This window comes from Enterococcus sp. AZ079, from assembly GCF_050547255.1.
GTDB lineage: Bacteria > Bacillota > Bacilli > Lactobacillales > Enterococcaceae > Enterococcus_D > Enterococcus_D casseliflavus.
In genome coordinates this window covers 1,308,356-1,329,089 of record NZ_CP172955.1, presented here as the reverse complement: position 1 = coordinate 1,329,089, position 20,734 = coordinate 1,308,356, and the positions used below count along the sequence as shown (strand labels likewise).

Sequence of the window (20,734 nt, the reverse complement as noted above, 5' to 3'; positions counted from 1 at the left end):
TCTAAGAATCCCCTTTTTCTTTCATCATAACTGAAAACAAAAAAATCTGCTCAAAAAACAGATCAAGAGAAGCTCTCTTCTTGTTTCTTGAAGCAGATTGTTTCATTTTATGCTTGGTAACGGCAAACACCATCTAAATAAGTGGCTGCTAAATTCATTTTTTGATCCAAAACAATGAAGTCTGCTGGACGACCTTGTTTGATCATGCCGCAAGCGTGGTCGATGTTACAGCTGATCGCTGGGATCAAGCTGGCCATCATGACCGCTTCTTGGGGGGTAGCGATTCCCCAGTCTACAACATTTTTCACGGCTTCTTTTAGTTTCAAGATGCTGCCAGCAAGATTGCCTGTTTCCATCCGAGCCGTGCCATCTTTTACCACTACTGGAAATTCACCTAAAATGTAATCACCGTCTGGCATACCGCCAGCCATCATACAGTCGGTGATCAAGGCCACATGGTCGTGACCAGCTTTTTCCATCAAAATCTCAGCTGCTTGAGGATGTACATGGTGGCCATCACAAATCAACTCAGAAAAAACTTCTTTTAATGAAAGTAATGCACCAACCATTCCAGGTTCACGATGGTTTAATCCGCGCATTCCGTTGAAGGCATGAACAAAGACACTGGCACCAGCTTCTACTGCTGTTTGCGCTTCTTGTAACGTTCCGTTACTATGCCCTAGTGCAACCACTACGCCTTCTTCCGTCACTTGCGAAACAAATTCACTCACACCTTCGCGCTCAGGAGCCAAGGCGATTTTCTTGATAATTCCACCAGAAGCTTCTTGCCATTCATGGAAGGTATCAATATCAGGATCACCAAAGTAGATTGGATTTTGCGCCCCTTTATGTTCTTCAGTAAAGAACGGACCTTCAAAGTAGATGCCTTGGATCTTCGCTCCTGTAACTTCGTCTTTGACTTTCCCAACGGTTTCAGCAACATCCCGCAACCGTTCTTTGCTGGATGTTAAGGTTGTCGGTAAGAACGATGTCACACCACAAGACAAAAGACCTTCTGACATGGCTTTGATGCCTTCTGCATCGTTATCCATCACATCATGGTTCATAAACCCGTGGATATGAGTATCCACAAGACCCGGTGCTACCCATTTGCCTGAATAATCTTCTACGTCTGCACCAGCAGGGACTTCATCGACGATCGCGCCAAATTTTCCCTCCTTGACCTCCAAGTAACCAGGGCCATGAACCGCTGATTTCAGAAAGAATTTGTCTGCGTAAATATATTTATTCATCTTGATCGCTCCTCTATTTCTTTTCTTCCTTAAAAGTACTCTTATTTGTAGCAGAAGTCAAGAAAGGTCTACACCACTTTGTCAGATTGGCGAATATCCATGACGGCACGATACAGTTGAAAACTTTTTTCAGCTGCTTTTTCTTCTTTTAGTCTTTGAAGCAATTGTCCTTTTAGTTCAAACAATTCTTCAAGAAAATACAAGCTATTTTTCTCTCTTGCTAGGGCAATGCCTTCGTTGGTTACTTTTAGCGCGCGACAGTCTTCTTGTTGCTCCTTTAAAAAGACCGCATAGTTGTAATAAATTTTCGTCAGCGCTGTGGACAGTCGCTCCGGCGGCAAGGCATGCATGGCATCGTAGGCTTTTTCTAAATAAAAACGCGCCTCACCCAGTTGCAGCAAATCACTATAGACACGACCCATGCAGCTCAGGATACGAATTTCCATCACCGAAACATTGGTCTTATCCTGTTGATAGGAATAGGCCAGTCCTTTTTTCAGCGCCTCAAGGGCGGCATCATAGTTTTGATCGAGGAAATAATCACAGCTTCCTAGATAGTAGTAATACATTTGCATATCTGAATCCAGATACAAATAATCCTTGATCGCCTTGTCTTCCATTTTTTCCCGCATTTCTTGAAATTGTTTATGGACAAAATGTGATTCGATCTCGGCAAAGATTTGATTGGTTTTGTTGATCTCTTCCGAATGAAGCATCATTACTTGATCTAAGGTGACGCCTAAGCGTTGGCAGATTTGATACATCACCCAGACATTGGGCAGCTCTTCGTTGTTTTCGATACGACTTAACACACTTTGCGAACAAATATCTTCCGCTAACATCTTCTGGGTCATCTTTCGTTTCAACCGAATTGAACGGATATTTTGACCAAAAGATTCATCTCTTTTTTTCATAATCGTCCTCCAGGGGGAATTCTAAAAAAATCGAACGTTTCTTGTCAAAAATGCGAATTCGCATTTTTAATTTTCTTTATTTTAGCACATAATGACAAAAAGGAAAGCAATTTCAAGAATGTCTTGTTATTTTTCCACAATTTCAAATGAGGTGTTAAGATGACGATCGACAGTACGATCTTTTTTACATGGGAAGGCAAAAAATACCAAGGGATCATCGAACGGGAATATGAAAATTCGGTCCTCGTTCAAGTGACCGATCCTAGTGCTGAAATGCTGGATAAGTTTACCAATCGGATGATTGTCAGCAAAAAAATTTGTCAACCAGTTACCGAATAAAAACATAAGCACCGCTCCCTCACGATTGCTGAAGGAGCGGTGCTTTTTCATGTACTTACTTCTGGCGATACGCTGCCAAGAATTCTGTCATTTTTTCAGCAGTCGTTTTTAAATCTTCCATATTAGGAAGGTAGACGATACGGAAATGATCGGGCTGTTGCCAATTGAACCCACCGCCGTGCACCAACAAGATATGGTGTTCATGTAAAAAGTCGAGAACAAATTGTTCATCATTGGTAATGTTAAAGCGCTGAATATCAATTTTAGGAAAAATATAAAAGGCTGCTTTCGGTTTCACTGCTGACAATCCAGGAATATCATTGATCGCCTTGTAGATAAACTCTCTTTGTTCATAGATTCGACCACCTGGCAGCAGCAGCTCATCGGAGCTTTGATAGCCGCCTAATGCAGTCTGGACGATTTGTTGCGATAAAACATTGGAACACAGCCGCATCGAAGACAACATATTCAAGCCTTCGATATAGTCTTTGACATTGGACTTATCCCCGCTGAGAACCATCCAGCCAACGCGGAAGCCTGCCACTCGGTGAGACTTAGACAAACCGCCTAGCGTCACAACGAAGCGATCTGGTGCTAGTGTAGCAATCGGTACATGGACATAATCATCCATGACTAAACGGTCATAGATCTCATCGGAGAAAATGATCAAGTCATGCTCACGAGCAACCTCGACGATTTGTTGTAAAACTTCTTTCGGATAAACGGCGCCGGTGGGATTATTTGGATTAATAATGACGATGGCCTTCGTCTTGCTGGTTACTTTGGCTTTGATATCCTCGATATCAGGATTCCAATCTGCTTGTTCATCACAAATATAATGGACGGGTTTTCCGCCAGCTAATGAGATCGAAGCAGTCCACAAGGGATAGTCTGGCATCGGCACGAGCACTTCGTCCCCATTGTTACATAACCCTTGCATACACATCGTGATCAGCTCGGAAACACCATTACCTGTGTAAATATCATTGATGGTCACATCAGGAAATTTTTGTAATTGATAATATTGCTCGATCGCTTTACGTGCCGAGAAAATCCCTTTTGAATCAGAATAGCCTTCCGACTCTCGCACATTCATGATTAAATCTCTAACGATTTCATTTGGGGCTTCAAAGCCAAAGGGCGCGGGATTCCCAGTATTTAATTTTAAGATACTGATGCCTTCTTCTTGCATCCGATCAGCTTCTTCTAAAACAGGGCCGCGTACATCATAACTGACCCCTTCAAGTTTTGACGACTTTGAAAATTTCTTCATATTCCATTTCTCCTTTAACCATAGGTCAACGTCAGGTTATTGGTTCTCGTCGTTGATCTCTTTTCAGATTGAACCTATTATAGCAAAAAAATTTTAACTGTGGCGAAAATTTTTCACCTCTGGGTCGAGAGCGCTTGCCCTGCGTTCATCCACTGAATTTGGTTCATTCAGGAATTTTCAGGAAAATACTTCAAGTACAATTCATTTAACGCCAAATGCCCCACCGAAAAATCAGTGATTCCTGCTGCGATAAAACGTTGCGGCAACTGCGGATCGCTGATTTCTACTAGATAGATCCGCCCTTGCAGATCGATAGTCACTGTCGTTAACTCTGGAAAAGCCACCAAGAAATCCGCCGAATCCGTCTTTACATACAACGGTTCATTGACTAACGACTTGCGGCCAAGGTATTCGTGAATGATCTTACCGTCTTTTAAAAACAAGACCCGATCCGCGTAAGAATCTAAATTCGTCAAAATATGCGAAGCGATCACGATTGCTTTCTTTTGCTCCCGCAAGGCTTTCAACACGTTGGAGATCAATTCGACATTTGTCGGATCTAAGCCATTCATCACCTCATCCATCAACATGTATGGCGTATCTGTCACGATCTGCATCGCAAAGCACAGACGTTGCCGCATCCCCAGCGAATAGGTTCCCACTGGGCGTTTGATGTAATCACTCATTCGCAAACGAGCAATCGTTTCTTCCACCAAGCGTTCCTCTGAACGCCACATTCGCTGATACAGTTTCAAATGCTCGAGTCCGCTTAAATCATTGTACAAATCATTTTGGTCAGGAAAAAATGAAATTTGTTGATGCGCTGCCACTTCTGATTTTTTGGTCACATATACTTGACTGCCGTTTAAAAATACTGCGCCTTCATTCGGCTGGATGAAATTCATCACCACATTCAATAGTGTGGATTTCCCAGTGCCGTTAGGGGCGACTAACCCGACGATCTCCCCGGGAGAAAAAGCAACGGAAAGTTGATCCAATACTTTTCTCGTATACGTGACGGTCACATTTTTCAGTTCTAACATATCGTTCCTCCTATGCTAAATGAAATTTTTTGCGTTGGATCGTCAAAAAGAAACACATTTCGATCAGAAGCCAAACCCCGCCTAATAAAAGTAAGCCTTTCTCAATCGTAAATCCTGCAGAACCAAAGTAAAAGCGTGTCCAGCCTGAAAGGACTTGTCCCACATTTTGATACAGATAGACATACAGCGTTTTATCAAGGTAGGCACTAAACCAGCGCCGTTGGAAAAGAAAGGGCGAAAGCAAACAAAAACCAGCCACAAGCAGATTAATCAGCTCTGAGCGAAACAGGGCACTGAACAGCAAGATGCCACGACAATAGATAAACTGCAAGAAAAGCGTCGCAAGAAAACATTGACTTAGAAAAAGACCGATGGATTGGGTCTCAAAAGCATTGAAATCTGTGATCGGGTAGCGGGCATCAAAGGTCGATGATAAAATCGTGACTGGCAGTTCCAAGGAACCAAAGCCGAATTGAATTCCAGAGCCAAACCAGATAAAGAACATGGTTCCTAGCGTTGCGATTGCAGAACCAACCATCAATGCTGCCGTTTTGCTCCAAAGGATCTCTTCTGCCGATAATGGCAGTGAAAGAAACAGGGATTTATGTCTTCGTTCTTTTGGTAAGCAATCGATCGCCAAAAATAAAGAAACAGCAATTAATAGAATCGGTAAATATTCAGTGAAGCTTCGCTGTAATGCTTGCACCCCCGTTTTTTGCTCCATGACTGCTTGAGAGAGTTTGCTATTGGGCAGCTGGCTAAAAGCCTCCATCAGTTTTGCGGTTGATGCATAGCCGAAGCGCCCGTCATACCCAGCATAGTAATTTCGAAACGTGTAATAATCAGGGGTATAAAATATATTTCGTTCATCGGTAAATTGCAAAGCGAGATGGTACCAAGTACTTGTGCTTTGTGCGTATGCTTGCCAGTCTTTCTCGGCTAGCGCGTCGAGCCGTTGTTTTTCTGCTTCATTCCATGGGGTAAACATTTCGACTGCCATGAATGCCGACCAATGGTCAGAGGGATTGGCTGCTTGTTGATCAAGAAAATCTTGTCGCACAGTATAGCGTTGTTGCATTTCTGTTTTATCTACTCGTTCAATCGGGCGAAAGTCTCTTTGCCAAAAACTGTAAACGCCGCTGTAGATCAGCAGCAAGCAAAAAAGGCCAATGGTTTTCTTGCTTTTTAACAACTGGCGTAATTCAAAGAAAAAATAGTCTTTCATCCTTTGCCTCCTCTCAACAAGCGATTCTGTTTATCCGCAACGAGCATGATGCTTAAACAAAGGAAGATCCACACTAGCGTCAGCAGCCAACTGGCATAGACGCCCCAAGAAGTGCCAGAGCCCAAAGCAAAGGCACCCGAATAAAATTTATCCATAGCAGCTAGATGAACTGGTAATATAGGGATCTTTTGCAGCATCGGAATCAAGCCGAATCCATAAAAAAGCACCAGTAAAAAGAAAGAGACGTATCGATTGGCTGCGACCATGTTCATGACAAAACCTAAGCATTCGATCAAACCAATCAGCAAGGCAAAAGAAGCCATACTATATAAAACGCTCTGCCAAAAAGGTAAGGCTACCCAATCCCCACTGAGATAGACGGCTACTGGATACTGCCAATCCCCGAACTCCCCCAGAAGGCTCATTGAAAGAAAGACGCCTAAGAAAAACACGAGCAAGATTCCTAAATTGGTGATCGTTTTGACAAAAACCTTACTGACCATCCGAATTGGGAAAATCTGCGGGTATGAGCGGATCAAGGAGAAGTGTTCTCTTTCTTCTAATAAATTGTCACTAGCAAAAAAAGCCCAGAAGAAGAACCCAAAATTCAGTAAAAACGTTATTGCCAAAGCGACAGCCGTCTGGGTATTAGCAGCCGTGAGAACCGGATCTTTTTCTTGCTCGGCTAAGGCTTGATAGACCGTTTGCTCTTGTTCGATCGTCCACATCGGCGGTAAAAAGGCTTTGTCATCAACTTCAGACGCCCAAATCTGCTTTTTTAGCTCCGCAATTTGAATACTCGTTTGATTAAATCGTTCATATTCCTCCATAATCAAGTTGGATAACTGCCGTGAGGTCAGTGTATTATTTTCAAGCAAAAGTTGATATACCTCTTGCTGGTCAGGCGAGCCCGACTGATTGGCTTGGTAGCGATCAACAAGCCGTGAAGCCTCCGCTTTTTCGGCGGTAATGGTAGCGGGCAAGTTGACAGGTTCCATCAGTTTCAAATAAATGGAAAAACAGCAGCCCAAACTAAAGGCACCAATGAGTAGGAAGATGAATGTTTTCTGCTTAACAGCTTTTGCCAGTTGGTTTTTAAAATAGTTCATTTGCTCTCCTCTCAAAAAATAATTATTCATTCTTTTAGCATACCTTTTATGGAAAAAAATGCAATCTAAAGTCTGAAAATTCTTTCAAATAGCATGAGGAAAAGTTATTGACAAACCTGCTGAAAATCAGGTAAGATATTTTCTAGACGCGGCGTGACAGAACTACCTTAGCCTGCGTTTCCTTCTATAGTATTTGCGGAAATGACGGAATGGCAGACGTGCAAGATTGAGGGTCTTGTGAGCAATCGCTCGTGTGGGTTCAAATCCCATTTTCCGCATCCTTACAGCTTCCCCATTGTGGGAAGCTGTTTTTTTGTTTACACAAAAGATCCCCCCTGGCGATCCTTCAATGAATTCCTTCGATCGCTTTGATCTTGAGCGCCTACTCCTCAAAAGTTGATAGTAAGCTTCCTTTCCCTAATTATAAAAAACCGATAAAAATTCTTTTTCCGTTGCATTACACGCTATTTTTCATATAAAATGAATAATACAACGACTATTCATAAAATTTAGTTCGATGTTCCGTTTTTTCTTATTAGCGTATCAGAAACAATTGCTTGAATGAACTTGTGATGGAAATCTTTTCAACATTTTTTCCATTCACCTGCCCTCCTCCTTCCCCCAGATGAACCAACCTCTGCCGACCGTTTTCTCAGTTACTTTCGATAGAAAGAAGGAGTCTAATGAAAAAAAGAATACTGATCACCCTATTGTCATTCGTTATTTTGCTTATCGGCTGCACGAAGGCAGATGAAGAACTGTCAGAGACCGTTGCGCTTGGCATCGACGCACGACTGGAATATACAAACCAGTCTGGAACGGGTTGGGCCTATTATCAACCAGCGACCTTAGAATTGCTGATTGCAGGCAGCCAAGCCGAACTGGCTATTTTGGAAGAACTTGATTCTTCCGACGAAGACCTTCAGCAATTGATCAGCCACACGATTGATTTGATGGCAACCGCTGAACGAGCGTTAGTGGAGCGTCGGATCGATGTCCCTGCTTGGTTTGCTGCCCGCATTGGTTATAGCCAAGCTCTGGCTGCGATTCATGAACGGAGCCCTATCATTCTCAGTAATCAAGACAACCTCAACAGTCTACTAGAGGTAGCAAACGAAACGATTCCTGAAGCCGACCCGCGGGAAAAGCTGGGGCTTTTGGCAGACGATATCGAGCAGCTTCAGCAGCTCACAGAAGATGCGCTTACTCTTCATCGCACAATCAAACTTGACGATGGACTCACTGCCACCGTTTACCACACAAGCGAAACGAATGTTGACGTCTTCGTTTTTGCGATGCCCGATGAGGAGTACGCATCTGGGTTTACTGTTCTGAATCGGGAAACTGCCGACGAGCAAAAAGCTGCTTTCTATGAAACGATTTTACGAGCGCTCGCCGTAAATATTCCTCGTGAATCAATGATGTTTATGAATCGATTCGATCAATCTTCTGATGAACATCAGCTGGCGGTGATGACCTATGGCTTTGATCATGACATTGATCAAGACATGGTCACTACCGTGTATCAACAGCTTCAAGAAGCAAACGCCAAACAAGAAGCAGCTACGGCTTTGCAGCAAGAGCAAAACAAGGACGAACAAACTCAGACCGAGAATGAAGGATCTTCAGAACAAAGACGAGCGATCGCTCGTGCCGAATCCTATACGAACCTCATGGCTTTCTCACGTGCACGATTGATACAACAATTAGAATTTGAAGGGTTTACCCATAATGATGCACAATGGGCAGTCGATCAGCTCACGATTGATTGGAACGAGCAGGCGTTGAAGAAAGCAAATAGTTACCATTCCTTGATGAGTCTTCCTCCTGAGAACATTCGCCGGTTATTGACTTTTGAAGACTTTTCAGAAGAACAAATCGACTACGCGATGACAAACATAGGTAACTAAAAGCTAGCGAAGAAAAGGGCATCACGATGCCCATATGCTGTTGTAGTGACCCCAAAAAGTTAGGTTTTTGGGTCTAACTTTGGGGGTCAGTTGATGTCCCTTATATTGTGGCTATGTTTATACCCAAGAAAGTGCTCTGATGCGTTCATTCGTACAAATTGGCGAGGTTTACTAGAGTCTCACGAGGAGGAGAAAAATGAAAAAACAAGTTTTGTTGCCTTTATTACTAATACTGTCCCTGATTTCAGGATGTGGGACGATAAATTCAGCAAGTCCTGAGGAACTTTCTGAGCGCATCGGGGCAGCTTTAGATGCTGGTTGGGAACATACCTATCATGCAGAAAATCTTACTTATGATTTAAGTATTGAAAATCTCGAACTGATGATTCGAGGCAAAGAAGCAGAATTGGCCTTTCTAGACCAGGTCAATAGCAACTCAAAACACAAGGCGGCATTCATTGAAAACACGGAAAAAATGATCGCACTCGCTCAAGAAGCGATCGAAGCTCGCTATCTGGATATGCCCAGTTGGGTTGCCGCTCGCAATGGCCGTATCGAAGCCTTACTTGCCATCCATGAAGAGAGCCCGATCATCGTCAGTAGACGAGCAAAATTGCAAGAATTATTCAACGAATACGAAGAGGATTTAGCACTAGTGACCGCTGGAGCAAACAGTCCTCTTGCCGATGAAGAAGGAATTAATGAAGATACACGAGAAAAGCTTGGTTTGACACCTGATACACTTGAACACTTACACCAACAAAGCGATGACCAAGAAATCGAGTGGCAGAGTGCTATTGATTTGGCGAACGGTGTGACCATGAATGTCTTTTCAACAAAACATGAGCCAGTGGAGATTCTCACATTTACGAATGCTGGCGAAAAATACCCTGCCGCAATCACTTTGTTTAATGGGCAAACGACGGAAATCGTTCCCGAGATAATGACTCCTTACGAAGCCGTTTCCGCTTATTTTTACGAAATTGCCGATGCAGTTTATGAAACGATTCCAGTCGGTTATCGATTTCTGGTTGAATCACTATGGCTTGAACTGGAAAACGACAATCGTTTTCAATTTAGAACCTACGTGTTTGATAACGAATTGACCGAGGAAACGATTTTAGCAGGGTTTCATCTCGCCCCGACTGTAGCAGCACGCTATGAGCGCGAAAACAATGCGACAGAACGAGAACGTGAAGCTTTTTTCCTCGTTAGAGCTCAAGGAAATCGTCGCTTTTATTCAAAACAAGAGATGGCAGAACTGTTAGAAACAGAAGGTTTCACTGCGGAGGAAACACAATGGGCACTAGAGACCCTTGACGTAGATTGGTATCGCCATGCTTTAGGGCGCGCCAATCAATCCCGCCGGGTGTTAGGGATCCGTCAAAGAAATATGGCTGCTCATCTTGAAGGGAACGGCTTCTTACCTGATGAGATCGAATTTGCGATTGAAAACATGGAAAATTAGTATGTAGTGGACGAGACAGACCAAATTTCCCATTTTTTCTTAGCGTAAACAAAAAACCGACCAATCTTCCTGTTTAAGATTGGCCGGTTTCTTTATTTTTTGGTTTTGATTGGTACCATGGCTTTGCGCCGATGCTGCTTCATTATTGCTTGAAGACCATAGACACCAACTCCGATAATTCCTGCAAAAGCCGAAAAAGCAATAAAAATCACAGGAGACGCCCCACTTTCTATTAATTGTTTCCCTTGGACAAAGAAAAATAAGCCCATGCTGATCAATAATGCTAGAAATAGTGATTGTCCCGCCCCGTTTTTTTTCATGCTTGCTCTCCTTTTACTTGATTATAGGTTATTCTCTCATTTCATGAATGAAAAAACCTCCATCTTAAGGCTGATTCTTTCTTTCGATGATCAGATTGATCCCATTCGGATCAGTCAAATGCAAGCGGCTGTCTGTTTCTAACTCATACGAAACGCCTCTTGCCTTGAGATGACTTCGTAACGTAGAAAAAGCCAAAGCTGGCAAAACGATCGTAAAGTACGCTAAGCCTAGATCTTGTTCTTCCATAGCTGGAACATTTCTTCCCATCCAAATATTCGATCCGATATGGTGATGATACGAACCAGCAGCAAAAAACTTTGCTTGGCTACCAAAATCTGAGGTCAAACGCATGCCTAAAACTTCGGTGTAGAATTCTTCTGTTTTTGCCAAGTCCGCCACTTTCAAATGGACATGCCCCACCGTGGTGCCAACTGGAAAGGTCGTTTGAGATCGGTCAGCGGCTCCCAGCACGCCTTGCGCGTCCATTTCGATAGTAACGCCTACGATCTCACCATCTGCTCGAATATCCCATTCACTCATCGGTTTGTCACGATACACTTCGATCCCGTTTCCTTCTGGGTCGGTCAGGTATAACGCTTCACTATATCCATGATCGCTGGCCCCATCGAGGGGAGCTTTGACTTCCAAATAATGAATCAGCATATTTCCTAGGTCTTTACGGCTAGGCAAAAGAAACGCCGTATGGAAAAGGCCTGTTTTCCGTGTCAAAGGCAACGGATCACTCACCTTCTCTAGAACTAAAAGCTCTTGCGCTCCCACGCCTAATCGCGCGTGATCTACACTTTGCTCCAATAAAGTCAGGCCGATCACGTCCGAATAAAACTGGCTCATTTTTTCTATGTTTGCTACTTTTAAAACGACTTTGCCAATTGCGGCTGCTGCATCGATTTGATAGGTTGATTGAATCATTTTCATCGCTATTTCCTCTTTTCTAAACAGTTACATTCACTTGTACCTTTAAGTATAACACTAACTTTTAGTAAGTAAATAAATCTGCTTGTTGAGGAAAGGACTCCGTGATCTTCCGTGATTCCTAGAAACAAAGCATTTCCTCATCAGTCACAATCAAAGACAACTCGCTCACTTTTTCAGTGCTTCAATCAGTGAAATGGCTGGCTGCATCGCTTCTTCGGTCGTCCCTTCTAACACAACATAACAATATGGCTTGTATTCAGCGGTGATGGCCAATAGTTGTTGATAATCAATCATTCCTTCTCCCAATGGGACTACCTTGATTTTCCCATCGATTACTTGATAGTCTTTCAAGTGCAAGCAAACGATGGCATCGCCAAAGCGGGAAAAAGCTTCCCTTGTCAAAGCGACTTGCTCTTGATAGTTCTTCGCAGTAATCAGATTGGTTGGATCAAAGATGATCCCTAAATAGTCAGAGGGTACCCGTTCCAGCAATTCTTGGATTCGGTCGATCGATGATAGTGGATGATTCAAGCCCGCTTCAATTCCTAGCATCACTTGATGTCTCTTAGCCACTTGGACCAAACGCTTGATCACCTGAACCAAATCATCGAAAACGACGTCACTAAAATTTTCCTCGGTATACCCCATATTTGGCAAAACCGAACCAGTTTCACTTGCGACCATAGCTGCATCAAAATATTTGGCATGTGCGAGATAGGTCTCGAATCTGGATAAAATCGCTTCCCGTTTTTCCAGATCAGGATGGATCAGATTACAATAACAACTTAATAAAGCGACCTGAACGTGAGATTGACCAAAAACTCGTTTGAAAAAGCGGCCTAAACCAGGGCTTAATTGCTCTGGCTCTGCCCATTGTGGGAAGGATTTATTTAATGCAAATTGAATGTTATGAATGTTTTGGGCGGCAATTTTTTGCGCTAATTCTTCTGGGGACCCATAATTCTTTAAATCATGCCCCCGAACAGTTAGTTGAAACATAGCTTCTCCTTTCTTCACTGCTTTTGAAGCAAAAAGAAGACCAAGCAGCGAATCACTTCAACTGGTCTTGGTCTTCAAATCATTCAGCAGTAGCGGCTCCTCACTTCATCTATTTCTTCTCAATAGATGATCAGAACCTTTTGTGACCTTTATTGTTGTGAACGATAGTCTTCCGTGAACTCGTCAATGATTTGCTGTCCACCATTTCTTAAGAAGGTTTCGATTGCTGTATCAAACCCATCGATCTCGATTTCCCCAGTCATATATTGGTAGTAAGCGTCTGAGATTCCTTCAATCAAGCTTGACCATGAACGATCATAGGTTTCAGAGGTCAGCGATTGTGCAGGATTGATCACCGCAAACTCTTCATTTTCGCGAATCTTTTCATTGGCTAAGTTGACATATGGGTTGCTTGAAGGGAAAACTGTTACTAATTCTGATGGACGAGACGAAGAAAATGGTTGTACTTCTTGTTGCCACTTCGTATCATCTAAACGGACATAGACACCCTCATCATCAATTTCATAATGAACCCCTTCGATCCCTTGCGTCATCAACGTAAACGGCTCTTCGTCCATCAAATCATTGATAAATTTCAAAACAACACGTAAGTCTTCTTCGGTTTCAACATTGTTTTTCGGAATGGCTAACCAGCCGCCCATTCCACCATTGGTATCAGAAAGGATACGACGTTCCACATTTTCATGGACGATATCATTGATCAAGACCCATTCCATATGCTCTTCATCAGTACCAGCTGCATCATCAATGTAGTTACGTACTTCTTGCAAACCACTCAATACGATCCCACCACGACCTTGAACGATATAGTTCTTCTGATCATTTTTCGCCATTACCGCAAAATCAGAATTCATCCAGCCGTTATCATAGATATTACGGAACCATTCCATTGCTTCTTTGTATTCTGGTTGCATAAAGGATGGCATCACTTCATCATCATCCGTGATCGTAAACCAATTGTCTGCACCAAAGTAACCTGAAAGCGAACGGAACCCAACGTTAAAGGACTCATCACGCTCTACGAAACCAACCGTATCATCCGCACCGTTTCCATCTGGATCATCTTCCGTAAAGGCTTGGGCGACAGCAGCTAATTCTTCTAATGTCGATGGCACGTCCAAGCCTAAATTATCCAACCAATCTTTTCTGACAAGGACGCCATAACGAGCGATCGGTTTTAAAAACGGAACACCATAGATTCGACCATCAATTCGAGAAGACTCTAACCGATCTTCGGAAATTTCTGCCAAATTCGGGAACTCTTCTAAATAGGGTTCCACATCCCAGAACATTCCAGATGCGAGTGAGCTGCGGACGGTTGTGTTATTGATTTCTGTCAGACTAACGATATCTGCTAAAGAATTCGACGCCAATGCTGCATTCAAGCGCTCTGTTTTTGAAGCATCTGGCACCCACGTAAAGTCGATCTCGACCCCTGTGTATTCTTCTAGCTTTTGCGTGACATCTCCAGATGGTGGGGAAGCAGTATGTAGCATCGCCATCCAAGAAATACTTGATTTCCCTTCGCTTTCTGGTCCTTCAGGTGAACCTCCACCATCGCCGCAGCCTGCTAAAAACAGTCCAGCACATAATAATAAACTTGCAACTTTCAATTTTTTCATTTGTTAACCTTCTTTCTCTATTTTTAGGGAGCCATCATCGAGCGGATCTTTCCCTTGATACGTAAAATATTCAAAATCGGCATAGCTTTTGCCAAAGTGATCTAAATCATGGGCACTGATTCCAATGAAATTCCCCGTAAAACCACCAGACAAGAACTGGATGTTTTGCTTTTTAAAGGGATGCCACGTTTGTGATTGCCGATAGAACCATTGGGCTTCTAGATAAGAACCGACTACTTTCAATCCAATCGGCTCACTTGCAGCAGCGAGGGGCAATTTATCTGGGAACAAGTGAAATTCTCCTTCACAACACCGCAGCAACCGAAGGACCTTGTCTTCTTTTTCATCATAGGTTACGTAGAAAAACAAATAGTTTTCTTCATTTAAGAAAAGCGACAATCCAGCCATCTGATTGAACGATTGGGGGTGGTATTCCATCACTGTTTCAGCTTCAAAACAAAAGTCTTGTTGACGAATCGCCAATAAGTGCTTATGAAAGTTCGATTGCATCGATTCTCCGCCGATCAATCGCAAATACCCTGGTCGCTCACTCAGATTGCACCACTCTTCATTGGGCAGCAATCGTCTACCGTTCCATGCTTTTTGCAACGATCCTTTAAAGTCATCAATAAAAACAGCAGGTGATGCCCTTTGCTTCTGAGCGTCGCTAGCGAGCCTGATGGTTTGATCTGGGATCGTATCGTTATTGCTAAGACGCAGCCATCCTTCGTGATCCCAATAGACAGTTTGGAGTGCTGTCTCTCGTCCAAGGATCGCTGCCCCTTCTACTGGCCGAGTCATCAAATAGCTCATGACCCATTCTCCTGATGGCGCAATCGTCAAACTGCCATGACCTGTACATTGAAAAGGGGAATCTTCGCGCTGATAGGCACGTATCATGGGAAAATGCGGATCTACTTCATAAGGTCCAGCGATGGTTTTACTACGACAAACTGTTACCGCATGACCTGCACCCGTTCCTCCTTCTGCCGTTAGTAAGTAATAACACTCATTGTGGTAATAAAGATGCGGTGCTTCAGTCTTCGCCAGCTGGGTTCCAGAAAAAATTGGCACTCTGTCACCGATCAAGCGGCCTTGTGCTTCAGAGTATTCTTGGAGCACGATCCCCACCGATTTATTTGGTGTATCCTTACGATAATCCCAAAGCGCATTCAATAACCAGATACGCCCCTCTTGATCATGAAACAAGGACGGATCAAAGCCACTACCATTTAAGTAAATGGGCTCACTCCATGGCCCATGAATGGTAGGAGCCGTGATGAGATAGTTTCGACAGTCTTTGAAGGGGCGTGTCGTGTTGCGAACATTTGTATAGACACAATAGTATTGTCCGTTTGCGTAACTGATTTGCGGTGCCCAAATGCTGCAATTTGCTGCGTTGCCTAATAAATCCACTTGATTGGTCAGAATATCTGTTTCATGGGACCAATTGACTAGATCTTGAGAACAGTAGACCTGAATTCCTGGCAACCACTCAAAGGAAGAAACCGCTAAATAATAAGTATCCTCGACTTTTAAAATACTCGGATCAGGATGAAACCCTCTTAAAATCGGATTATTAATTATTGCCTTCATGCAACCCCTCCTTGTTTGCTGACTGCGTCCGTTGTTTTTTTCTTGTGTCCGTCATCGCGATGGAGAAAACAAAAACCCGCCGCTAAAAAGAAACAAAAGGCAATCGGAAAAGCGATCATTTGACTACCAATCAATGTCACGACACCAGTCAAAAAATAAATAGCACAAGATTGCTTTCGATAATTACGATAGCGAACAAGCATCGTCGCCACTGAAACCAATATCAGGAGTGCCAACAGCGTGAAGCCAAACCAAGCGCCGAGTGTTTGAAATTGCGCCAATGCTGCTTCTGCCGTCATTTGATTCAGTATAGTGGGAAACGCACGTTGAAAGATCTCTTCGAACTGCTGGGCAGTCATTTGATTGATCGCCAAGGAAAAGCCGCCCATAAACACCAGAGCGAGAACCATCCCGATCCAGCCAGACCATTTTGCCTTGCTCATTTTTCTATCACTCCTTCAAGAGTCACCCATTCAGGACGTTGGGGACTTCTTTGGTAACAACACATTCGCTCCGTGAATGTGACCGTTTGGTGGCTTGCTGTTTTTCCCCAATCAGACCATCCGCAAGGGGCGAGCTGTTGATCAAAGCAGCAGGATAAAAAGGTGACTTTGGCGTCATTACGCCAAGGACGGCCTAAATAATAGGCTTTGTCCCCTGTCACTCGGCACCGATCGAAGGTTAACCCGCTTGCTTGTTTGCTGGTTGAGGCAGCAGTAACGTAGTTCGTTTGTGGTGTATTTTTACAATGCAAGCGACACTCTTCAAAGGTGGCGGAACCACCGCCAAAAATAAAATCGACTGTTCCACTGATTCTGCAATGCAAAAACAAACTCTGTTGTTGGTCAAAGACTGTCTTTCGCCAAGGACTGATCATTGGTTCGCCTTCTTTGGTATATTTTGGCAATGGACCCAGGCACAAGGTATCTTGAAAAGCATCGAGATGACAGCGTTCGAAGCGAATGTCATCCCCTTCGATATAGACGGCAACTGCTTGCCCGACTGCTTGCCCATACCCTGCGTCATTGATGATGGTCAGGTTTTTTACAAAGACTTCTCGGCTATTGATAAAGAGCGTCGCTGTTTGAAACGTTCCTCTTTTTTGCCCTTTTTCATCGGTTTGCTCGGCAGCCAAGTGGTAGCATAAGAACGTGTTAGGTTCCGCGATCAACGTAAGCTGGTTTTTATAAATTTTCACCTGTTCTTGATACACTCCAGAGGCGATCGTGATTTCACAAGGTGCTTTTAAGGCTTCAGCAGCCAGCACGGCTGCTTGGATACTCGTAAAATCACCCTTTTGCGGCTCTTTACTAACCTTTAGCTTGATAGGAGGTGCTGTTTTAGAAATTCGATCCACTGCGCTCTCATCTCCTTGGTTTCTTCATGACCGCCTGGCAAGCAACACGCCTGCCAATGCTCCTTATAGCCTATTGCTTCATAATGCTGTCCGAGCTGCTGATCCAAACGAGCGACGCCGCTTGAGGGGCAGCCACGATCCTCTTTGCCAACCAAACTCAAACGCGGGCGTGGTGCGATCTGTTTTTGGATGGCCGCAGTCGTAAAGTCTTTCAACACATTAGGAACATAATAGTAAAACCCATGTTTGCTTAGACAGTCCTCTTCGATCAATGCTTGATAGTCCACTTCTGCTGCCATGTCCACCACCACTGATATCCGTTCATCAAGCGCTGCCAACCACCAGCTCATCAAACCGCCCATAGAAAGTCCCAATGTGGCGATAGCGGACTGTTTCACTTCTTTGCGGGAAGCAAGATAGGTCAAAAACTGTTGATTGTCATAGATTCGTTGTCCCCATAATGTTTTGCCATGCAACAGAAACCGCTTGTAGCTATCATTCTCACCGTTTTTTCGTTCGACAAAGCCCCACATGTCGATCACCCCAACGGCGACGCCCAACTTCATAAATGTCGCGAATAGGCTTTCTTTTTGCATATAACACGGACTTTGTCGTAGTTCTTCTTTCCCCATCGTGAAGTCGCCGCCATGAGAATGATTGAACAAAACGAGTGGAACAGGTTGCTGAGAGCTAGGATAAGCAAAGTATGCAGGGACATCCTCTTCTTGATTTAATCGTAGAAGTAAATGTTCCAAGGTATAATTTTGCACTTGCTCTTTTGTTTGCTGAACCACTTGTGGTGCAACTTTCATATCAGGACCTAGCAGCTGTAGTAACTGAGGATCCCTCACAAAAAATCTCCTTGAAATGCCAGAGGCTGACGATTCTCAAATGATTGTGTGACGGTGATTTCCCGACTATTCTCGATATGGAACGCTTCAGTTACGCCTTCCAAATTGATACGATCAAACTGAATATTCCGTCCACAGCCAATATAAAAGCCTTGTTTTGTCATCTCTTCGATACCTGTCATCATTGCAGGCTTTCCTGGAATTGGGTGTTCAGCCATAGAGACAGCAATATCTTGGAAAGTGATATCTGAAATAAATTGTTCAGCCAAGCCATAAACAAACCCAGCGGCCGCATGAACATTCCGAGCCGAGATATTTGCAAAATGGATTCTCCGAAAATGAGGGGTTTCCTCGGTGATCGGGTACGGATTTTTATCCCAAACATACTTTTCTTTGCCTTTCGGTCCACAGAAATAGTAAAGATTTAAAGTGAATGGACAGATAACATTATCCATCACTATGTTATTCACTCGAATATCTTCGATCGTTCCGCCACGTCCCCGACGGGATTTCAACCGAATCCCACGATCGGTATCTTGAAAAATACAGTTACTGATGGTGACATTACGAATATCGCCGCTCATCTCACTACCTAGAACGACTGCCCCATGCCCATGAAGCATATGGCAATTTACGATCGTGATATTCTCACAAGCGACCCGTTCTTTGGTGTCCTCCGTTCCTGATTTGATGGCGATACAATCATCACCAACATCGATATGACAGTTACTGATGCGGACATTTTTACAAGATTCAGGATCGATCCCATCCGTATTTGGCGAATCCGCTGGATTTTTGATGCGAAGATTATCGATCGTTAGATCTTGGCAAAGAATCGGATTGACGGTCCAACTTGGTGAATCGACAAGACGGATATCTTTCAACGTAATTTGCTGGCAAGAGTCAAAACTGATTAATTTTGGTCGTGGATAAGCAAGCTGTTCACGGTTTTCCCGAAAGGTCTTCCACCATCTTTGCCCTTGTCCATCAAGCATTCCTAGTCCTGTGACAGCGATATTTTCCGCATTCTCGGCATATAAACAAGAGGCATAAACTTCCCGTTTGACCCCTTCCCAGCGAGACACAACGACGGGATAGTCTTTGGGATCATCAGAAAATACTAGGGTCGCCCCCAATAGTAAGTGCAGTTCAATGTTACTTTTTAAAAAGAGCGCACCTGTCGGATAGCGTCCTGCGGAAAAAGTGATTCTGCCTCCTCCTTGTTGATGCAATTCATCAATTTTTTCTTGAATCGCTTCTGTCAACAGACCTTCTTTTTCTTGTAAATCAGCTGTAGTCAATTGGATATTCATTTCTTGCTTCCTTCCTCCATTAGTGGTTGCAGCAGTAAACTCGCTTGTAAAAAGACACCGTATCCTTTGAAATCATTTGTGATAACGGGTTCACTGATATAGTAAACAAACGTACCATCCCGATCATCTGGTCCACCAAGACCAGCAACTTCACAGTTTCTGATCAGATTCAACCAGCCTTCTTTTGTTAAAAAGACAAACTCATCAAGCAATCCTTGATAGGTCTCTTGGGCAAACACTTGCCATTTTTGATCGATGATCCCTGCTTTGACTGCTTTCGCTGTTGCGTAACAAATCATTGAAGAAGCGGATGCTTCTAAATAATTCCCACGCTCACTGCCTTTATCTAAGACTTGATACCACACTTTTTTCTGGGGATCTCTTACTTTAGCAAGAGCTTCTAGACAGGAGACAAACATTTTTTCTAATGGATTCTTCTGCTCTGATTCCCCTAATAGCACCATCGTATCTGCGAGAGCCATCATGAACCATCCCATTGATCGTCCCCAGAAATTTTTTGAACAACCGGTCTCAGGATCTGCCCACGGCTGGACTTTTTGTTCATCCCACGCGTGATACAAAAGACCCGTTTTTGGATCTAGGGTATGAGTAAAGCATAAGGTGAATTGCTTGATTACATCTTCCAATGCTTCTTCTTTCTCAAATGTCAGTGCGTATTCTGTTAGAAATGGGGCCCCCATATATAAGCCATCTAACCACATTTGATAAGGATAGATTTTTTTATGCCAGAACCCGCCTTCGCTTGTTCTTGGCATCTGCTGTAATTGTTGATACAGCGTGTCCAAGGCGATCTTGTATTTTGAAGCACCTGTTTCTTTGTATAGTAAGAATAAACATTTGCCATTATTGATGTAATCGATATTCATCGCATCCATCTGATAGTTTTTGATACAACCGTCTTCGTCAATATAAAAATCCATCGTGTTTTGGATATAGTCGAAATAGCGTTTGTCACCAGTTTGCTCATAGGCTTCTTTCACGCCTTGTAAAACGACCCCGATGTCATAGGACCATTTTCCGTGATAAATTTTTTCTTTGCATAAGTAGTCATAGCGCTCAAATAATGTGTTCAAAGCAATTTCCGAATAGTTCTTCATGTACGATACTTCCTTTTATTGTAGTCTCCTCAATTCATAGAGCTATTTGAATGAATCCGTTTTACC

The 20,734-nt window shown here is 43.4% G+C and carries 19 protein-coding genes and 1 tRNA gene; 4 read left to right on the top strand and 16 right to left on the bottom strand.

The window, feature by feature from the left end; all coding sequences use genetic code 11:
• Positions 1-107: 107 nt before the first annotated feature.
• Together nagA and IGJ15_RS06465 are read right to left on the bottom strand one after the other, a co-directional pair.
• Positions 108-1,253 (bottom strand): N-acetylglucosamine-6-phosphate deacetylase, encoded by a 1,146-nt coding sequence (nagA, locus tag IGJ15_RS06470; protein WP_194193768.1) that lies wholly within the window; start codon positions 1,251-1,253, stop codon positions 108-110.
• A gap of 68 nt (positions 1,254-1,321) precedes the next feature.
• Positions 1,322-2,167: a helix-turn-helix domain-containing protein gene (locus IGJ15_RS06465; RefSeq protein WP_015509901.1), complete on the bottom strand. Its 846-nt coding sequence runs from the start codon at positions 2,165-2,167 to the stop codon at positions 1,322-1,324.
• A gap of 159 nt (positions 2,168-2,326) precedes the next feature.
• Here IGJ15_RS06465 and IGJ15_RS06460 point away from each other — a divergent pair, with 159 nt between their 5' ends.
• Positions 2,327-2,506, top strand: a complete 180-nt coding sequence (locus IGJ15_RS06460) for a hypothetical protein (protein WP_005229977.1) — start codon at positions 2,327-2,329, stop codon at positions 2,504-2,506.
• 55 nt (positions 2,507-2,561) lie between these two features.
• Here IGJ15_RS06460 and IGJ15_RS06455 read toward each other — a convergent pair whose 3' ends face one another.
• From IGJ15_RS06455 to IGJ15_RS06440, 4 genes are all read right to left on the bottom strand, one after another.
• Positions 2,562-3,779, bottom strand: coding sequence for a pyridoxal phosphate-dependent aminotransferase (locus IGJ15_RS06455; protein ID WP_005229975.1), 1,218 nt, complete (start codon positions 3,777-3,779; stop codon positions 2,562-2,564).
• Between the two features lie 167 nt (positions 3,780-3,946).
• A complete protein-coding gene (locus IGJ15_RS06450; protein ID WP_074535217.1) occupies positions 3,947-4,822 on the bottom strand; it encodes an ABC transporter ATP-binding protein in 876 nt (291 codons plus the stop codon).
• Between the two features lie 10 nt (positions 4,823-4,832).
• Complete coding sequence (locus IGJ15_RS06445) at positions 4,833-6,047, bottom strand: ABC transporter permease (RefSeq protein ID WP_333719294.1); 1,215 nt, start codon at positions 6,045-6,047, stop codon at positions 4,833-4,835.
• Positions 6,044-7,156, bottom strand: a complete 1,113-nt coding sequence (locus IGJ15_RS06440) for a hypothetical protein (RefSeq protein WP_311902423.1) — start codon at positions 7,154-7,156, stop codon at positions 6,044-6,046. The genes IGJ15_RS06445 and IGJ15_RS06440 overlap by 4 nt, the downstream gene beginning before the upstream one ends.
• A gap of 195 nt (positions 7,157-7,351) precedes the next feature.
• Here IGJ15_RS06440 and IGJ15_RS06435 point away from each other — a divergent pair.
• From IGJ15_RS06435 to IGJ15_RS06425, 3 genes are all read left to right on the top strand, one after another.
• A tRNA-Leu gene (locus tag IGJ15_RS06435) sits at positions 7,352-7,434 on the top strand.
• Positions 7,435-7,839: 405 nt separating this feature from the next.
• Positions 7,840-9,066 (top strand): Ltp family lipoprotein, encoded by a 1,227-nt coding sequence (locus IGJ15_RS06430; RefSeq protein WP_333719295.1) that lies wholly within the window; start codon positions 7,840-7,842, stop codon positions 9,064-9,066.
• A gap of 196 nt (positions 9,067-9,262) precedes the next feature.
• Positions 9,263-10,534: a hypothetical protein gene (locus IGJ15_RS06425; RefSeq protein WP_311902421.1), complete on the top strand. Its 1,272-nt coding sequence runs from the start codon at positions 9,263-9,265 to the stop codon at positions 10,532-10,534.
• 92 nt (positions 10,535-10,626) lie between these two features.
• Here IGJ15_RS06425 and IGJ15_RS06420 read toward each other — a convergent pair whose 3' ends face one another.
• The 10 genes from IGJ15_RS06420 to IGJ15_RS06375 form a co-directional block, all read right to left on the bottom strand.
• On the bottom strand, positions 10,627-10,854 hold the full coding sequence (locus tag IGJ15_RS06420; RefSeq protein ID WP_005229963.1) for a hypothetical protein: 228 nt from the start codon (positions 10,852-10,854) through the stop codon (positions 10,627-10,629).
• A 64-nt stretch (positions 10,855-10,918) separates the two neighbouring features.
• Complete coding sequence (locus IGJ15_RS06415; protein ID WP_194193763.1) at positions 10,919-11,791, bottom strand: VOC family protein; 873 nt, start codon at positions 11,789-11,791, stop codon at positions 10,919-10,921.
• A gap of 165 nt (positions 11,792-11,956) precedes the next feature.
• Positions 11,957-12,790, bottom strand: coding sequence for a sugar phosphate isomerase/epimerase family protein (locus IGJ15_RS06410; protein WP_156235906.1), 834 nt, complete (start codon positions 12,788-12,790; stop codon positions 11,957-11,959).
• Between the two features lie 149 nt (positions 12,791-12,939).
• On the bottom strand, positions 12,940-14,433 hold the full coding sequence (locus IGJ15_RS06405; protein WP_015509909.1) for an extracellular solute-binding protein: 1,494 nt from the start codon (positions 14,431-14,433) through the stop codon (positions 12,940-12,942).
• A gap of 3 nt (positions 14,434-14,436) precedes the next feature.
• Positions 14,437-16,029, bottom strand: a complete 1,593-nt coding sequence (locus IGJ15_RS06400) for a glycoside hydrolase family 43 protein (protein ID WP_311902420.1) — start codon at positions 16,027-16,029, stop codon at positions 14,437-14,439.
• Entirely contained in the window at positions 16,026-16,472 is a 447-nt protein-coding gene (locus IGJ15_RS06395; RefSeq protein WP_311902419.1) for a DUF4064 domain-containing protein, read from the bottom strand. Before IGJ15_RS06395 ends, IGJ15_RS06400 begins: the two co-directional genes overlap by 4 nt.
• Positions 16,469-17,386, bottom strand: a complete 918-nt coding sequence (locus IGJ15_RS06390) for a pectinesterase family protein (RefSeq protein ID WP_221693409.1) — start codon at positions 17,384-17,386, stop codon at positions 16,469-16,471. Before IGJ15_RS06390 ends, IGJ15_RS06395 begins: the two co-directional genes overlap by 4 nt.
• Positions 17,347-18,237 (bottom strand): dienelactone hydrolase family protein, encoded by an 891-nt coding sequence (locus tag IGJ15_RS06385; RefSeq protein WP_311902418.1) that lies wholly within the window; start codon positions 18,235-18,237, stop codon positions 17,347-17,349. Before IGJ15_RS06385 ends, IGJ15_RS06390 begins: the two co-directional genes overlap by 40 nt.
• Positions 18,234-19,550, bottom strand: a complete 1,317-nt coding sequence (locus tag IGJ15_RS06380) for a glycoside hydrolase family 28 protein (RefSeq protein WP_005229941.1) — start codon at positions 19,548-19,550, stop codon at positions 18,234-18,236. The genes IGJ15_RS06385 and IGJ15_RS06380 overlap by 4 nt, the downstream gene beginning before the upstream one ends.
• The gene (locus IGJ15_RS06375; protein ID WP_412045790.1) at positions 19,547-20,668 is read right to left on the bottom strand and encodes a glycoside hydrolase family 88/105 protein; all 1,122 of its coding nucleotides are present in this window, start codon (positions 20,666-20,668) and stop codon (positions 19,547-19,549) included. The genes IGJ15_RS06380 and IGJ15_RS06375 overlap by 4 nt, the downstream gene beginning before the upstream one ends.
• Between the last annotated feature and the right edge of the window lie 66 nt (positions 20,669-20,734).

Bases quoted from the DNA above. Each gene is read 5' to 3' on its own strand.
- IGJ15_RS06405 (WP_015509909.1), bottom strand. From the start codon at position 14,433: ATGAAAAAATTGAAAGTTGCAAGTTTATTATTATGTGCTGGACTGTTT.
- IGJ15_RS06455 (WP_005229975.1), bottom strand. From the start codon at position 3,779: ATGAAGAAATTTTCAAAGTCGTCAAAACTTGAAGGGGTCAGTTATGAT.
- IGJ15_RS06460 (WP_005229977.1), top strand. From the start codon at position 2,327: ATGACGATCGACAGTACGATCTTTTTTACATGGGAAGGCAAAAAATAC.
- IGJ15_RS06380 (WP_005229941.1), bottom strand. From the start codon at position 19,550: ATGAATATCCAATTGACTACAGCTGATTTACAAGAAAAAGAAGGTCTG.
- IGJ15_RS06415 (WP_194193763.1), bottom strand. From the start codon at position 11,791: ATGAAAATGATTCAATCAACCTATCAAATCGATGCAGCAGCCGCAATT.
- IGJ15_RS06465 (WP_015509901.1), bottom strand. From the start codon at position 2,167: ATGAAAAAAAGAGATGAATCTTTTGGTCAAAATATCCGTTCAATTCGG.
- nagA (WP_194193768.1), bottom strand. From the start codon at position 1,253: ATGAATAAATATATTTACGCAGACAAATTCTTTCTGAAATCAGCGGTT.
- IGJ15_RS06445 (WP_333719294.1), bottom strand. From the start codon at position 6,047: ATGAAAGACTATTTTTTCTTTGAATTACGCCAGTTGTTAAAAAGCAAG.
- IGJ15_RS06440 (WP_311902423.1), bottom strand. From the start codon at position 7,156: ATGAACTATTTTAAAAACCAACTGGCAAAAGCTGTTAAGCAGAAAACA.
- IGJ15_RS06450 (WP_074535217.1), bottom strand. From the start codon at position 4,822: ATGTTAGAACTGAAAAATGTGACCGTCACGTATACGAGAAAAGTATTG.
- IGJ15_RS06410 (WP_156235906.1), bottom strand. From the start codon at position 12,790: ATGTTTCAACTAACTGTTCGGGGGCATGATTTAAAGAATTATGGGTCC.
- IGJ15_RS06425 (WP_311902421.1), top strand. From the start codon at position 9,263: ATGAAAAAACAAGTTTTGTTGCCTTTATTACTAATACTGTCCCTGATT.
- IGJ15_RS06400 (WP_311902420.1), bottom strand. From the start codon at position 16,029: ATGAAGGCAATAATTAATAATCCGATTTTAAGAGGGTTTCATCCTGAT.
- IGJ15_RS06420 (WP_005229963.1), bottom strand. From the start codon at position 10,854: ATGAAAAAAAACGGGGCGGGACAATCACTATTTCTAGCATTATTGATC.
- IGJ15_RS06395 (WP_311902419.1), bottom strand. From the start codon at position 16,472: ATGAGCAAGGCAAAATGGTCTGGCTGGATCGGGATGGTTCTCGCTCTG.
- IGJ15_RS06375 (WP_412045790.1), bottom strand. From the start codon at position 20,668: ATGAAGAACTATTCGGAAATTGCTTTGAACACATTATTTGAGCGCTAT.
- IGJ15_RS06430 (WP_333719295.1), top strand. From the start codon at position 7,840: ATGAAAAAAAGAATACTGATCACCCTATTGTCATTCGTTATTTTGCTT.